12 protein-coding genes are annotated in these 15,884 nt (G+C 48.5%); 8 read left to right on the top strand and 4 right to left on the bottom strand.

Going from position 1 to position 15,884, the window contains the following annotated elements; translation table 11 throughout:
* Positions 1–45: 45 nt before the first annotated feature.
* The 5 genes from hemL (at position 46) to GWG06_RS14150 (ending at position 7,783) form a co-directional block, all read left to right on the top strand.
* The gene (gene hemL / locus GWG06_RS14170) at positions 46–1,332 is read left to right on the top strand and encodes a glutamate-1-semialdehyde 2,1-aminomutase (protein WP_160713928.1); all 1,287 of its coding nucleotides are present in this window, start codon (positions 46–48) and stop codon (positions 1,330–1,332) included.
* 171 nt (positions 1,333–1,503) lie between these two features.
* Positions 1,504–1,929 (top strand): hypothetical protein, encoded by a 426-nt coding sequence (locus tag GWG06_RS14165; protein ID WP_127035966.1) that lies wholly within the window; start codon positions 1,504–1,506, stop codon positions 1,927–1,929.
* 146 nt (positions 1,930–2,075) lie between these two features.
* Complete coding sequence (locus GWG06_RS14160) at positions 2,076–3,194, top strand: efflux RND transporter periplasmic adaptor subunit (RefSeq protein ID WP_160713926.1); 1,119 nt, start codon at positions 2,076–2,078, stop codon at positions 3,192–3,194.
* Between the two features lie 31 nt (positions 3,195–3,225).
* Positions 3,226–6,366, top strand: a complete 3,141-nt coding sequence (locus GWG06_RS14155; protein WP_127035962.1) for an efflux RND transporter permease subunit — start codon at positions 3,226–3,228, stop codon at positions 6,364–6,366.
* A complete protein-coding gene (locus GWG06_RS14150) occupies positions 6,359–7,783 on the top strand; it encodes a TolC family protein (RefSeq protein WP_160713924.1) in 1,425 nt (474 codons plus the stop codon). The genes GWG06_RS14155 and GWG06_RS14150 overlap by 8 nt, the downstream gene beginning before the upstream one ends.
* 121 nt (positions 7,784–7,904) lie before the next feature.
* Here GWG06_RS14150 and GWG06_RS14145 read toward each other — a convergent pair whose 3' ends face one another.
* From GWG06_RS14145 to GWG06_RS14135, 3 genes are read right to left on the bottom strand one after another with little or no spacing between them, the layout of a single operon-like run.
* Positions 7,905–8,699: a carboxylesterase family protein gene (locus tag GWG06_RS14145; RefSeq protein WP_160713922.1), complete on the bottom strand. Its 795-nt coding sequence runs from the start codon at positions 8,697–8,699 to the stop codon at positions 7,905–7,907.
* A gap of 54 nt (positions 8,700–8,753) precedes the next feature.
* Positions 8,754–9,551: an O-methyltransferase gene (locus GWG06_RS14140; RefSeq protein ID WP_127042838.1), complete on the bottom strand. Its 798-nt coding sequence runs from the start codon at positions 9,549–9,551 to the stop codon at positions 8,754–8,756.
* A gap of 15 nt (positions 9,552–9,566) precedes the next feature.
* Positions 9,567–10,304 (bottom strand): glycosyltransferase family 2 protein, encoded by a 738-nt coding sequence (locus tag GWG06_RS14135; protein ID WP_127042836.1) that lies wholly within the window; start codon positions 10,302–10,304, stop codon positions 9,567–9,569.
* 210 nt (positions 10,305–10,514) lie between these two features.
* On the opposite strand from GWG06_RS14135, the gene GWG06_RS14130 reads away from it, so the two are divergent.
* On the top strand, positions 10,515–11,816 hold the full coding sequence (locus GWG06_RS14130) for a hypothetical protein (protein WP_127042834.1): 1,302 nt from the start codon (positions 10,515–10,517) through the stop codon (positions 11,814–11,816).
* 102 nt (positions 11,817–11,918) lie between these two features.
* The gene (locus GWG06_RS14125; protein ID WP_127042832.1) at positions 11,919–12,857 is read left to right on the top strand and encodes a hydrogen peroxide-inducible genes activator; all 939 of its coding nucleotides are present in this window, start codon (positions 11,919–11,921) and stop codon (positions 12,855–12,857) included.
* Positions 12,858–12,981: 124 nt separating this feature from the next.
* Here the strand turns inward: GWG06_RS14125 and GWG06_RS14120 are convergent, their stop codons facing one another.
* Positions 12,982–13,422: a DUF4293 domain-containing protein gene (locus GWG06_RS14120; protein WP_127038149.1), complete on the bottom strand. Its 441-nt coding sequence runs from the start codon at positions 13,420–13,422 to the stop codon at positions 12,982–12,984.
* A 146-nt stretch (positions 13,423–13,568) separates the two neighbouring features.
* Between GWG06_RS14120 and GWG06_RS14115 the strand changes: the two genes are divergently transcribed.
* Positions 13,569–15,884 (top strand): NADP-dependent malic enzyme, encoded by a 2,316-nt coding sequence (locus GWG06_RS14115; RefSeq protein ID WP_160713920.1) that lies wholly within the window; start codon positions 13,569–13,571, stop codon positions 15,882–15,884.

The following is a 15,884-nucleotide window of genomic DNA, read 5'->3' as shown; positions in this document are numbered from 1 at the left end:
AATACGTAAATCAACAAATCCGTAAATCTCAAAATATTCCGGTTCATGTACAGCAAAAGTGAAATGTTATTCGGGAAGGCAAAGCAGGTAATACCCGGCGGCGTAAACTCTCCCGTGCGTGCATTCAAAAGCGTAGGCGGCACCCCCGTTTTTATGCAACATGCCAAAGGCGCCTATATGTATGATGTAGACGGTAACAAGTATATCGACTACATCAATTCATGGGGCCCCATGATACTGGGACATGCCTACGAGCCGGTGGTAAAGGCCATTCAGGAATATGCCACCTTCTCCACCTCCTTCGGCGCTCCTACCGAACTGGAAATAAAAATTGCGGAACTGATTGTTGGCATGGTGCCGAACATCGATATGGTCCGCATGGTGAACTCCGGTACGGAAGCCTGCATGACCGCCATCAGGCTGGCCAGAGGCTATACCGGACGCAACAAGTTCATTAAGTTCGAAGGTTGCTATCATGGTCATGCAGATGCGTTCCTGGTGAGTGCAGGCAGCGGTGTGGCAACGTTAGGAATCCAGTCGGTACCCGGCGTTACAGCCACCGTAGCCAACGACACCCTCACTGCGCCCTACAATAACCTCCCTGCAGTAGAACAGCTGGTAGCAGACAATCCGGATCAGATTGCGGCCATCATCATTGAGCCGGTAGCTGGTAATATGGGCTGTATTCTGCCTCAGCCGGGCTTCCTGGAAGGACTGCGTAAAATATGTGATGAAAACGGTATCGTACTGATCTTTGATGAAGTAATGACCGGTTTCCGTCTCGCCCGCGGCGGTGCTCAGGAACTGTTCGGTATCAAGGCGGACCTGGTAACTTTTGGCAAGATCATCGGCGGCGGTATGCCGGTAGGTGCTGTAGCCGGCTCCAGGGAGCTGATGGAAAACCTGGCTCCGGCCGGAAAAGTTTACCAGGCGGGCACGCTGAGCGGTAACCCCATTGCTATGATAGCCGGTTATACCTTATTGAATACACTCAATGAAAATCCGGTCATCTATCAGCAGCTGGAAGAAAAAGCTGCATACCTGGTAAAAGGTCTTCGCGAAGCATTCGGCGGCGCAGGCACCGTATATCAGATCAATCAGCTGGGATCTATGCTCAGTGTACATTTCACAGAGTATCCGATCATTGACTTTGCCGGCGCTTCTGCCGCCAACAATGAATTATTCAAACGCTTCTTCCACGCCATGCTGGAACGCGGCGTATATTTACCGCCATCCGCTTTCGAAAGCTGGTTTATGTGCCATGCACTCACCAACGAAGAACTGGATGCAACAATTCATGCAGCGAAATCCGCCATGCAGGCGATAAAATAGTTAACAATTCAATCCTGTGCTGAGTGGTAGGGTTGGCTTACGCCAACCCTTTTTATTTTATCATGATATTATTTACCGATAATATTTATCATAAAACCATCTGTGTAAAAAACGTTATCAAATTCTGCAGAAGCAAAAAAATCCGAAAATTAAAATTATTTTTGCGTACTCATGAGCGTTGAGTCACACATATTGAAAAGATGGAGCTATATATGTCTGCTGCTGATTATTCAGCTTACAGCAGGCATCATGCCTTCGTTTGCCTCACACAGGCACCTGCTGCTGCAGGAAATCAATGTACAGGCCGCCCGTGAAGATTATCTGGAAGGGCTGATATCCCGGATACCGGTACAGCTGGAAGCGGATGACACCGAAGCACCGGATGTTATACACGCTACCAAACATCGCCGCAAAACCCGCTACTATCTCAGCGCTTCTTCCCAGCAATTCAGCATAGCTACCCGCGTTGCCTATATAGACAGCAATTACATCTCACAAAGCTGTTATATCCAGGAAAATAAAACCGGAGAATATAACGGGCAGAAAGCATTTCTTCCTGCGTATTATACATTCCTCTTCCGGTTTACTCCCTTCTGAATACAACCCTCTCACAGTTGTTTGTTTTTCTGTTTAATCATTCTTTTAATACGAAAATGACGCATGCTGCTCCCATAGCAGTATAGGCGTTGTATTGTGTTGTATTCACTTTTCCGGTCATCACCGGAACCAATATTTTATTATCTATGCGCCAATATACAGGGATATATATACCGCTGCTCGCTCTTTTCATGGCAGGCTGCGCCACCAAGGGAGAAAGCACGGGCAAGGAAGATCTGAAATCATTGCCTGTTACCAGACTGATAGCCAAAGACACCACCCTGCACCGCTCTTATGTAACAGACATACAGGCCGTACAGAATGTGGAAATACGTGCACGTGTAAACGGATTTCTGGATAAAATCTATGTAGACGAAGGACAGGAAGTCAAAAAAGGACAGCTGCTGTTTGGTATTAACGATGCAGAATACCGTACTGAACTGAGCAAAGCCAAAGCGGTACTGAGCAATATGGTTGCAGAAGCTAAAGCTGCCAGCCTGGAGCTGGAACGCGTAACGCTGCTTGTAGATAAAAAAGTAGTGGCAGCCTCTGAACTCGATGTAGCCAATGCGCGCCTCGCCGCTGCACAGGCAAAAATCGACGAAGCCCGCTCTGCTGCCGGCAATGCAGAAATGCGCCTCTCCTATACCAGTATCCGCGCACCTTTTGATGGTATCATCGACCGTATTCCGCTGAAGAAAGGAAGCCTTATCAGCGAAGGTACCCTGCTCACCACGGTATCGGATACACGCGAAGTATATGCTTATTTCAACGTATCGGAAACAGAATACCTCCAATACAGTAAAGCCATCGCCAGAGGCGATAACAGCTACCGCCAGGTACAGCTTGTACTCGCTGATGGCAGTGATTATAATCATCCGGGTAAAATAGAAACCATGGAGAGCGAATTCGAGGAAAACACCGGTTCCATCGCTTTCAGGGCACGTTTCCCCAACCCCGGCAAGCTCCTGAAACACGGCGCCAGCGGTAAAGTGAGGCTCACCACCGAGATGGACAGTGCGGTTATCATTCCGCAGAAAGCCGTCTTCGAAATGCAGGACAAAAACTATGTTTTCGTTGTAGATGCCGCCAATAAAGTGACCATGCGCAACTTTGAGCCGCAGGCCCGCTTCTCCCATTTCTATATTGTAAAATCCGGTCTGCAGCCCGGAGAGCGCATCGTCTGCGAAGGTGTCCGCAATATCCGCGACGGCATCAGCATTGCGCCACGCACAGTGCCCATGGATAGCTTATTGAGATTATAATCACCCGGCTGCGGCCGCGAAAACGGAATCAATGTTTGAAACTTTCATAAAACGACCGGTGCTGTCACTGGTTATATCGCTTATTATCACACTGGTAGGCCTTCTTGCGTTATTCACGCTGCCGGTGACCCAGTTCCCTGATATTGTTCCCCCATCTGTTACAGTGACCGCCAAATACACCGGCGCCAATGCGGAAGTATCTGCCAAGGCAGTGTCTACTCCGCTGGAACGCGCTATCAACGGTGTTCCCGGCATGACGTATATGTCGTCCGTATCCAGTAACGATGGTATCACTGTTATCCAGGTATTCTTCCAGGTAGGTACTGACCCCGATCAGGCTGCCGTAAACGTACAGAACAGGGTGGCCACCATCATTGATGAGCTGCCCGAAGAAGTTATCAAAGCCGGCGTTACCACAGAGAAAGAGGTAAACAGTATGCTGCTGTATCTCAATGTGATGAGTGAAGACACGACACTGAACGAACAGTTTATCTACAACTTCGCCGACATCAACGTATTACAGGAGCTGAAACGTATTGACGGCGTAGGCCGCGCGGAAATCATGGGCGCAAAAGAATACGCCATGCGCGTATGGCTGAAACCTGACCGCATGCTGGCCTACAACGTTTCCGCTGAAGAGGTGGTGCAGGCTATACGTAAACAGAACATCGAAGCCGCCCCCGGCAAAACCGGCGAAAGCTCCGATAAGAATCCCCTCATGCTGCAATATGTACTCCGTTATACCGGTAAGTTCTTCGAACCTGAACAATACCAGCAGATCGTACTCCGCGCCGGAAACGACGGATCTGTATTGCACCTGAAAGATATTGCCGATGTTGAATTCGGCTCACTGACCTATAGCATGGTGTCCAAAACAGATGGTAAGCCTTCTGCTTCCATCATGCTCAAACAACGCCCCGGCTCCAACGCCCGCGATGTTATCAACAACGTGAAAGCGAAAATGGAGGAGATGAAAAATACTTCCTTCCCGCCGGGCATGACTTTCAACTTCAACTACGATGTATCCCGCTTCCTCGACGCTTCTATCCACGAAGTGGTAAGAACCCTGTTCGAAGCCTTCCTGCTGGTATTCATTGTGGTATTTATATTCCTGCAGGATTTCCGCTCTACCCTCATCCCCGCGCTGGCTGTGCCGGTAGCGCTGATAGGTACGCTGGCATTCATGCAGATGATGGGCTTCTCCATCAACCTGCTCACCCTCTTCGCACTGGTGCTCGCTATCGGTATTGTAGTGGATAACGCCATTGTGGTGGTGGAAGCCGTGCATGTGAAGATGAGCGAGGAACACCTCCCCCCCATGGAAGCTACCATAGCAGCGATGAAAGAAATCAGCGGCGCGCTGGTAGCCATCACGCTGGTAATGTCCGCTGTATTTATTCCGGTGGCTTTCCTCTCCGGCCCGGTAGGGGTTTTCTACCGGCAGTTCTCCCTGACGCTCGCCATTTCTATCGTTATATCCGGTATCAATGCGGTAACGTTAACGCCTGCACTCTGTGCCATCATGTTAAAGGATACCCATGGCAAACCGCGTAAAAAGAACCTGCTGCAGCGTTTCTTCAACGGATTCAACAAAGGATATACCGCTACTGAAAATAAATATGCGAAACTGGTCAGCTTCATCGCCGGCCGGAAGCTGCTTACCGTTATCATCCTTATTTTCTTCTTCATCGCTACCTGGGGCGCCAGCGCCATTCTCCCGTCAGGCTTCATTCCTACGGAAGACCAGGGTATGATTTACGTGAACGTGACCGCTCCTCCGGGCGCTACCGTAGAACGTACAGAAGATGTGCTGGATCAGATACAGGAAATAGCTGCACAGCTGGATGAAGTGGAATCTGTTTCCACCCTGGCAGGTTACAGCCTCGTAAACGAGGTAGCCGGTGCATCTTACGGGATGGGCATGGTGAACCTGAAACCATGGGATCAGCGTAAAGCTACTGTCAACGATATCATCAAAAAATTACAGGAGAAGACCGCAGGTATTGCTGATGCTTCCATAGAATTTTTCCCGCCGCCGACTGTACCCGGATTCGGTAATGCGAGCGGTTTTGAATTACGCCTGCTGGACCGCAGTGGTAGCGGCGATCTGCGGCAGACGGCCCAGACAACCAACAACTTCATCGAAGCGCTGAAGAAAAGACCTGAGATAGGTAGCGCCTTCACCAGCTTCGATGCGGAGTTCCCGCAATATCTTATCCATGTGGACCAGGCCATGGCTGCCAAAAAAGGTGTGAGCATCGATAATGCCATGAGCAACCTGCAAACGCTGATGGGTAGCTTCTATGCCTCCAACTTCATCCGCTTCGGGCAGATGTACAAGGTAATGGTGCAGGCTGACCCTCACTACAGAACCAAGCCGGATGACCTGCTGCGCCTCCATGTAAAAAATGACCGCGGCGAACAGGTATCCTATTCCGACTTCGTAAAACTGGAACGCGTATACGGACCGGAACAGCTTACCCGCTATAACATGTACACCGCCGCCATGATAAACGGCGACGCGGCTCCCGGATACAGCAGCAGCCAGGCGATCAACGCCGTACAGGAAGTAGCTGCCAAAGAACTGCCACGCGGCTACAGCTACGAATGGAGCGGTATGACACGTGAACAGATCCTTTCCGGTAACCAGGCGGTTTACATCTTTATCATCGTATTAATATTCGTATACCTGCTGCTGGCGGCACAATACGAGAGCTTCCTGCTCCCGCTGCCGGTACTGCTTTCATTGCCCGCAGGTATCTTCGGCGCCTTCCTTTCCCTCAAATTACTCGGCCTGGAAAACAATATCTACGCGCAGGTGGCATTGGTAATGCTCGTAGGACTGCTGGGGAAAAATGCTATCCTCATCGTAGAGTTTGCGATCCTGAAAAACAAACATGGCGCATCTGTTTTTGAAGCTGCCAGAGAAGGCGCCGTATCCAGGCTCCGTCCTATTCTCATGACCTCTTTTGCATTCATTGCGGGATTGATTCCGCTGTGTATCGCCAGCGGCGCAGGCGCCATGGGTAACCGTTCTATCGGTACGGCCGCTGCCGGCGGGATGCTGATAGGAACCATTTTCGGTGTACTGATCATACCCGGATTATATGTGCTGTTTGCTTCCATGATCCGTAAAAAAACCGTTGAACTTAAAGCCTACACTAATGAGTAAACGAATATATCAATATGCGCTGTACGCCTGTATACTTACAGGCGCCGGCGCATGTGCCACACAAAAGAAACTGGAACTGCCGGAACGTATAGCCGTTCCAGTGAGTACCGCCGATACGCTGTCATTGGATAACTTCTCGCAACTGTTTAATGACTCTCATCTGAAATCGTTGCTGGACAGCGCCCTGCATAACAACTACGACCTGTTATCCGCCTCCCAGCGCGTAGCTGCCGCACAGGCCAACCTGATGATGGCCCGGAATGCATGGCTCCCTTCCGTTAACCTGGCCCTGTCTGCCGGTGTTGACAGGTACGCGGACTACACACTCAACGGCGTTGGTAACTACGACACCAACCTGTCTCCCAACATCAGCAAGGCTCAGCGCATTCCCGGCCCTACGCCGGAATATTTTGCAGGCATCAGAAGTTCCTGGGAGATAGACCTGTGGGGCAAGCTGAAGCAACAGCATAAAGCTGCCTATGCGCGCTTCCTGGCCAGCAATGAGGGGCGCAGGCTGCTCACCACTCAGATTGTGGCCGGAGTAACCGGCATCTACTATGAGCTGGTAGCGCTGGATAACGAACTGGCTATCATCAAACGTAACATACATCTGCAGGAAGCGGCTGTAGCTACCGTCAATATTCAGAAAGCTGCCGGACGAGCCACAGAACTGGCTGTACAGCAATTCACCGCCCAGATGCTGAGTACACGGGCGCTGGAATATGGTGTTAAACAGGAAATCGCCGCGCTGGAAAATCAGCTCAACGCGCTGATGGGCCGCCTTCCGCAAGCCATTACACGCAGTACTGCACAGGATGCCGCAGCCATACTGCCTCCTGCCATCAAAAACGGGATTCCTTCCGGCCTCTTGTTACAACGGCCGGATGTACACCGCGCCGAACTGGAACTGGCAGCTGCCAAAGCAGACGTAAACGCCGCCAGGGCAGCCTTCCTGCCCTCTCTGGCTATTACGCCCTACGTAGGGTTCAATGCTTTCAAGGCAGACCTCCTGTTCCAGTCGCCCGCCTCTATTGCCTGGGGAGTACTGGGTAATATCACGGCGCCGCTCTTCAATAAAAAGCAGCTCACCGCCCAATACAATCTCTCCAGATCAGGCGCCTATACTGCCTTCTACGATTATCAGCAGGCCATCGTAAACGGCTACCAGGAAGTAGCCACCGCCCTGAATAAAGTAGAAAATCAGCAACAGGCATACAACCTGAAAACCAAAGAAGTACAGGTATTACAGGAAGCTGTTTCCACCGCCAACACACTCTTTGCCACCGGTTATGCCAACTACCTGGAAGTTATCACCGCCCAGAAAAACGTACTGGAAGCCGAACTGGCACTGGTAACCACGCGCAGGGGAATGTATCAGGGGATGGTTTCATTGTACAGATCACTTGGGGGGAAATAAATTCATTTTATTATTTAATTATTTGAGATTTTGTTCTAAAAAAGAAGCCCGCCTGATTGTCAGGCGGGCTTCTTTTTTAGAACAAAATCTCAAATAACTAAATAATAAAATGATTTCGTGGTTACTTTCTTTTGTGCTCCATGAGCCACTTCACCAGCTCCGGTTCATGAAAAGCATTATCCCAGCTATTATGCCCTACGCCTTCGTATTCGGTATATTTAACATCAGCGCCGAGGGATTTGAGTTTTTCGTTATAGGCGCGGGAGGCTTCAACGGGTACTACTTTATCATCGTCGCCATGGAAGATCCATAAAGGCACTTTTTTGGCGAAGCGGTCGGCGGTAGCTACGTTACCGGCTCCGCAGATGGGGAAGGCAGCAGCGAAGAGGTCCGGACGCCTGGTGATGAGGTAGAAGGTACCCATGCCACCCAGAGAAAGCCCGCCGATATAGATTCGTTTATTATCAATTTTTCCGGAACGGGCGAGGCTGTCGAGCAGGGAGATGACCAATCCGCCCGGAACGGTGGGAGCCGCATCTGCCGGGAAGTCGGCCTTTACTATTTTACCGGTGGAATCCCGGAGGAAGTTCATCGGCGCCCAGGTGGTGTTACCGGGGCATTGCGGAAAGAGAACGAAAGCCGGATATTTATTCCGGATGCTGTCGCGCAGGAACAGTTCGCCGCCATGCAGCAGCTGCGCGTTGTTATCCCAGCCTCTTTCGCCGGAGCCGTGGAGGAATACGATCAGCGGATATTTTTTATGTGTGTCGTAGTTGGCCGGCATAAGTAACCTGTACCGGAGGGTATCTCCTTTCTGGTAGAAGGCTTCATTGCTGTACTGGCTGAAGTCCTGGGCAGCCAGGCGCATACCGCCGGTCAGCAGCAGACAGGATAGTAGTAGATGCAGATAACGCATAAGGGAAATTTTAATCCGAATATACTATCTGAAGGTTACTATATCAAGAGGCGGTTAATATTTCAGGGTAAAGTGCTGTTTGATCTTAAAATCTTTCCGGAAGAATACCAGTCCGATGAAGAAGAGATCGATCGTCATTGTTACCTGGCTGTTTTCCTGGATGGTGTGCCAGGCTGCTTCCATTTCGGGTGTCCAGTGGATATCGTCGAAGATGAGTACGGAGTATTCGTGAATGTGCTGCAGGCATTGCTCAAAATAGGCCAGTGTGGGCTCTTTACGGTGGTTACCGTCTATATATACCCAGTCAGGTTGCCCGATGCGGTGCAACACTTCAGGCAAAACGGTATCGAAGTTACCGGTTACCTGGGTGATATTGTGCAGCTGCAGCGCTTCAAAATTTTTGGCGGCCCTGGCAGCGATATTGGGACAGCCTTCAATGGTAAATACCCTGGCAGCAGGGGCGGCCTTGGCCATATAGGCCGTGGACAAACCCATGGAAGTACCCAGTTCCAGCATGGTCTGCGGCTGGAGGTATTGTATCAGCCGGTAGAACAACTGCCCGAATTTAGGCTGTTTGGCGGCATAGCGTGTAATATCGCTCACCTTACGTTCATTACCGGCTGATATAAGGGAACCCGCTCCGAGGTCGGTGACCCGCAGCGTTTCCCGGCTTGCCAGCAGTTGTTTGCGCAGCTGTTCTATTTCACCGAAAGCAGGATGCTTATACTTATCCCTCAGTACGTCTTCAATCAGGGCGTATACAAAAGGGGAATGAACATCATGCCGGCCTCCGGCTGTAAAATAATACCGGAAGTATTTACCGGCCAACTTATATTGCTGTGCTAAACTCACTGGCTATACGAAATTTTAATAAATCTTTCCTTTAATGATACCCCACATATGCAAACGGTGCTGCAGCGACACTCTCAGTACGCCCAACCCGTAAATGGCGCTGCGTTTGAAGTTGATGCTGGAGGCTTCATCGAAATATTTGGTAGGACAGGTAACTTCTGCAATATCATATCCTTTCATGAAGATCTGGGAAACCATCTCATTGTCAAATACGAAATCGTCATTATCTGCCATATAGTTGATATTACGCAGTACTTCTGCAGAAAATGTACGGTAACCGGTATGGTATTCGCTCAGTTTCTGACCAATCAGGACATTCTGGGCAAAAGTAAGCATACGGTTAAAGATGTATTTATACATAGGCATACCGCCTTTCAGCGCGCCTTTGCCTAAAATACGGGAGCCGAAAACCACCGGGTACACGTCGTTTGCAATAATGCTGCACATGGCTTTAATCAGCTTCGGTGTATACTGGTAATCAGGATGCAGCATCACTACTATGTCTGCTCCCAGCTCCAGGGCCTTGTTGTAACAGGATTTCTGGTTACCGCCGTAACCCTTGTTATTATCGTGGCGGATCAGGTGCTTAATCCCGAGCTTTCTTCCTACCTCGATCGTATCATCTTTACTGGCGTCATCTACCAGTACTACATCATCCACGATGTCAAAAGGAATTTCCCGGTATGTTTTTTCCAGCGTAAGGGCTGCGTTGTAGGCCGGTAATACAACCACTATCTTTTTATCATTCAGCATGAAAGTGGATTAAATTTGGGTGCAAAGGTAAGTCACCTGCCGATAATTCAAAATATATTGCACAATTGTGTAAATAGTCCACCTATCATGATTTAATTTTAACTGTTATTTATTATTTATCTTTGTCCTTCGATGTTTTTGGCATCATATTTTCTTAAATTTTTGTTAACAAAAAGCAAAAAGAACATGTTAAAATACCTACCAACGGAAATGAGGCAGGACACAAGTCTGAATACGCATCCCGGTGCGGCATTACCGTTAGTACAGCAAGGCAGGAAACTCTTCTCTGCCAAATGGATGAAAGTGCTTCCCGCTCCTTTTATTTTTTTGTTGACGATGCAGGTTGCCCAGGCCCAGGACCCGGAAATTAAAGCCACCCCTATCATAAAAACGCAGGATACCACTATCCGTAAAATAGTGGAGGAAATGCAGCGGATCACGGATAACGACAAGCAGAACTCCAATGCCATCCAGGCTCTGCTGCAGGGAAAGGAGATAGATAATATGAGCAAATACGATCTTATGAAAACTAATATCGTAAACGCCAGCGAAACCTATTATCTCCTGAACAAAAAAATCATTGACTTAAAATCCCGTACTACTACCAACAATCTGGATGTTTTCATCACCTCCCTCAATAACCCGGAAAGCAAGGCGCTCGGTTTTTCGCTGAGCGACCGCATTGTAGAGCTGGTAGAAAAAATCATCCTGAAAAATAAATCTGACAAGGGAGAAAAGAATTCGAAGATCGTGGAGTCTACCAAATCCATTATCAACAGTCCGATCTTCCAGAGCTTTACCTCCCTGACGCCTCCGCTGGCCATCGCCAACTCCGTAATGAATTTCCTGCACAGCGTCAGCGTAAACAATAAACAGATCAATCAGAAATCCTTACAGGACTTCGAAAAGGAACTCAACAAATACGTAGTGTATTATACAGCGCTGAATGACGCCAACCAGAAGTTCGAATACGGCCTGAACTTCAACAAGGATCAGTTAAGCCTGCTGCAGGACAACCTGTACGATCACCTTTCCTTTACGGCTACTTCCATGAAGTTCCCCGCACCGCAGAAAGGTAATCAGCCGCTGAGCCAGACTATGAACGAATACTTCTTCGATTTCAAGAAAGAAAAGGTCATCGATTATTTCAACCAGCTCGAAGCAAAATATACCAACAAAAACAAGCGCATCGACTACGAATCGCTGCTGCGTGAAAATCCTAATCTGAAAGAAGTAAACAACCAGCTGGAAGATCTGGTATTACAGACCAAACGTTTTGAAAATCTGTATAATGAATACTTCACCCTGCTGGATTCCTACTATACCAAAGTAAATAATTCGCTGAAGATAGCGCAGGACAACGGACTGGCAGATAAAAGCATTATCGACACCAAACAGGCCGAATTCCGCAGCCTGAAAACAGATGCCGTACAGGAAATCCAGGCTTCCATCAATATCAGGGAGCTGTACAGCAATACCGAAAAAATCAAATACAGATACAGAATATTCTAAGCTATTGCCAGCCGCTTTTATACAGTGATTATCAAAAACTGATAAAAGTCAGCTGGCAATGTTTTTACAAAATCGGATAGATTTTATCAATACCTTTGGGGAATGACAACGGTTCAATTGGAGTACATTGTAGCGGTAGATACCTACAGGAGTTTTGTGATAGCTGCAGAAAAGTGTTTTGTTACACAGCCTACGCTGAGTATGCAGATACAAAAGCTGGAAGATGAATTGGGAATCAAATTATTTGACCGGAGTAAACTGCCCGTAGTACCTACTGAAATCGGTATTGCCGTTATTGCGCAATCACGGATTATCCTGAAAGAAAATGCCCGTATCCGGGAAATCATCGCTGACCAGAAAAAAGAGATACAGGGTAACCTGAAAGTGGGCATCATCCCCACGCTGGCCCCGTACCTGCTTCCCCGCATCCTCACCGGTTTCATGAAGAAATACCCGAAGGTAAAGCTGGAAATCTGGGAATATCCTACAGAACAAATCATTCAGCAATTAAAGCAGGAGCTGCTGGACTGCGGACTGCTGGCCACTCCCCTTCACAATCCGCACCTGGAAGAGCATCCGCTGTTTTATGAGTCTTTTGTAGTGTATACCTCCAAAACCAATCCTCTCTTCGATAAAAAGGTTATCCGCGCTGATGAACTGGAGCTGAAAGATGTGTGGCTGCTCAACGAAGGCCACTGTATGCGCAATCAGGTATTGAATATCTGCAAGGATAAATTCACCATGGGCGAGCACAAAAACCTGGAATACAATACCGGCAGTGTAGAAACCCTGAAAAGAATGGTAGACCTCAACGAAGGCTATACCATTCTGCCGGAACTGTCCCTGCAGGACCTCACTACCCGTCAGCTCAATATGGTGCGCTATTTCAAGGCACCGGAGCCTGTAAGGGAAATCAGCCTCGTTACCCATCGCCACTTTATTAAACAGGCTTTGATAGAGGCGTTTAAGAAAGAAATACTGATGCACGTACCGGAGAAAACGAAGGTGCAGAAGAATAAGAAGGTAATTGAAATAAGTTAATTACGAATTACGAATTGCGAATTACGAATGAGGAGCGAAGATCTAAGAGGATATTAAGTTATACTTAATCGCTTAGATCTTCGCTCCTCATTCGTAATTCGCAATTCGTAATTCGTAATTAAATTTATCTTAGTCTGTCTAAAGATTTAATCAGCTTTTCATCTTTATAAATGCCTCTTGCTGCCATAAACAACAATACAATCAGCAGGATGGGGAGAAAGGAGGCGATGAGATAGGAAGCGGAAGTGATGGCAACGCCGCCGGCAACAATTTTATTGGCTGTTTGCTGTACTACATAGTATTGATAGGCCAGTGCAGCGAAGGCAAACAGGATGTTGAAAACTGTCAGGCGAAATTGTAATTTGCGCTTCTTAAAGAGAAAAATGGTGGTCAACGCCAGCAGGATGATGATAACATACAATACAAACAACAGGTAGTTGCTGGATGCGTTCACATATGTTTCTGTACCATTGCTAAGCTTAGCTTTCCACAGATTATAGAACAGGGTGGCGGTGCCTGCACCGGCAGCCAACAGCAGATAAAGACTCTGGATGCGTTGTATCATGATATTTGTGAATGTTTAACGCTGTAAAAGTAAGCAATTTTAACGGTTGAAAAGTGCAATATCTGTCAGGTATCTGACTATTTTGATAAGCAGGCTTACCGCAATACTTTGTATATTGCACGCCCAATAACAATCTTTATATTTATATGGCAAGAAAACTGAATAAGCAGGATGCATTGGATTATCATGCAATGGGAAGGCCGGGTAAAATTGAAGTAATACCTACAAAGAACACTAAAACACAATGGGATCTTTCACTGGCCTACTCTCCGGGCGTAGCCGAGCCATGTAAGGAAATTCACAGGGACGTAGAAAATGTGTACAAATATACCGCCAAAGGGAACCTGGTGGGCGTTATCAGCAATGGTACAGCCGTACTGGGGTTAGGGGATATTGGTCCGGAAGCCGGCAAGCCGGTAATGGAAGGAAAAGCGGTATTATTCAAAATATTTGCAGACATCGACGTTTTTGATATTGAATTGAATACCAAGGATCCGGATAGCTTCGTGGCGGCTGTGAAAGCCCTGGAGCCCACATTCGGGGGTATCAATCTGGAAGATATCAAAAGTCCGGAATGCTTTGAAATTGAAGAAAGGCTCCGCAAAGAGCTGAAAATCCCTATCATGCACGATGACCAGCATGGTACGGCCATCATCTCCGCAGCTGCGCTGCTCAACGCGCTGGAGCTGGTAAAAAAGAAAATAGAAAAGGTAAAACTGGTGGTGAATGGCGCCGGCGCCGCTGCCATGGCTTGTGTAAAGCTGTACGTGGCACTTGGTGTAAAGCCCGATAACATCATTATGTTCGATAAGGACGGCGTACTCAACAAGTCCCGTACCGACCTGACCGAAAGACACATGCAGTTTGCCACCAATACGAAAGTAACTTCCCTGACAGAAGCCATGAAAGGGGCTGATGTATTCCTGGGACTTTCTGTAGGTAACGTGGTAACGCCGGAAATGGTGAAGAGCATGGCGAAAAACCCGATCGTTTTTGCGATGGCCAACCCTGATCCGGAAATTGCCTACGATACAGCCGTGGCCGCACGTCCGGACATCATTATGGCTACCGGCCGTTCTGACTACCCCAACCAGGTGAACAACGTACTGGGCTTCCCGTACATTTTCCGCGGAGCGCTCGACGTAAGGGCTACGCAGATCAACGAAGCCATGAAACTGGCTGCCGTACGTGCGCTGGCCGACCTGGCCAAATCACCGGTGCCGGATATCGTAAATCTGGCCTATAACGAAAGAAATATCTTCTTCAGTCCTAAATATATTATTCCGAAACCTCTGGATCCGCGACTGATCAGCACGGTGTCTCCTGCGGTAGCCAAAGCTGCTATGGAAAGCGGCGTGGCCACGCACCCGATCACCGACTGGGATGCGTACCAGCAGGAACTGAATAACCGTCTGGGACTGGATAACCAGCTGTTCAGGGTCATTGGTACCAAAGCCCGCCGCGATCCGCGTAAAGTGGTATTTGCAGAAGCGGATAACGTGAAAATCCTGAAGGCCGCTCAGGTGGTGAATGATGAAGGCATTGCATACCCGATACTCCTGGGTAATGAAGCACGTATCCGTCAGCTGATGATTGAAAATGCCATTGAAATTGATGATGCAGTTATCATCGATCCGAAGAGCGACGAGATGCAGGAAAAACGCCATCACTTTGGTGACCTGTTCTTCGAAAAACGCAAACGTAAAGGATTTAACCATTATGAAGCCCGCAAAATCATGCGTGAGCGCAACTACTTCGGTTGCATGATGGTGGAAACCGGAGAAGCAGATGCGTTGATTTCCGGTCTTACCCGCAAATATCCGGACACTATCCGCCCGGCGCTGCAGGTAATCGGTATGGAAGAAGGCGCGAAACGCGTAGCCGGTATGTATATCATCCAGACCAAGCGCGGACCGCTGTTCCTGGCCGATACTACCGTAAACTTTAACCCTACTGCGGAAGAACTGGCAGATATTACGCTGATGGTGGCCAAGGAAGTACAGCACTTCAACATCACCCCGCGTATTGCCATGATTTCCTACTCCAACTTCGGTTCCAGCCAGACGCCGGAAGCACAGCTGGTCAGCAAGGCACGCGAAATTGTAAAACAACGCGCCCCGCAACTGATCGTTGATGGTGAAATCCAGGCAGCGATGGCCTTCAACAAGGAAATCCTGAAAGATAACTATCCGTTTACGGAACTGATGAACGAAGAGGTGAATACCCTCATCTTCCCGAACCTCACCGCTGGTAACGTGGCTTACAACCTGTTACAGGAAGTGGCTGGCTTCGACGCCATCGGTCCGGTATTGCTGGGTATGAAGAAACCTGTACACATTCTGCAGCTGGGTAGTACCGTAAGGCAGATTGTGAATATGGTGAACATCGCTGTGGTAGACGCGCAGGAGAAATGCTGCCGCGACGCCGTAGCTAAAGACGCCAAAGGCAAAAAGAAGAAATAG

This window comes from Chitinophaga solisilvae, from assembly GCF_009928525.1.
GTDB classification, from domain to species: Bacteria; Bacteroidota; Bacteroidia; order Chitinophagales; family Chitinophagaceae; genus Chitinophaga; species Chitinophaga solisilvae.
Note: the sequence above shows the minus strand (reverse complement) of the source record. Positions and strands in the feature narration are given on the sequence as shown.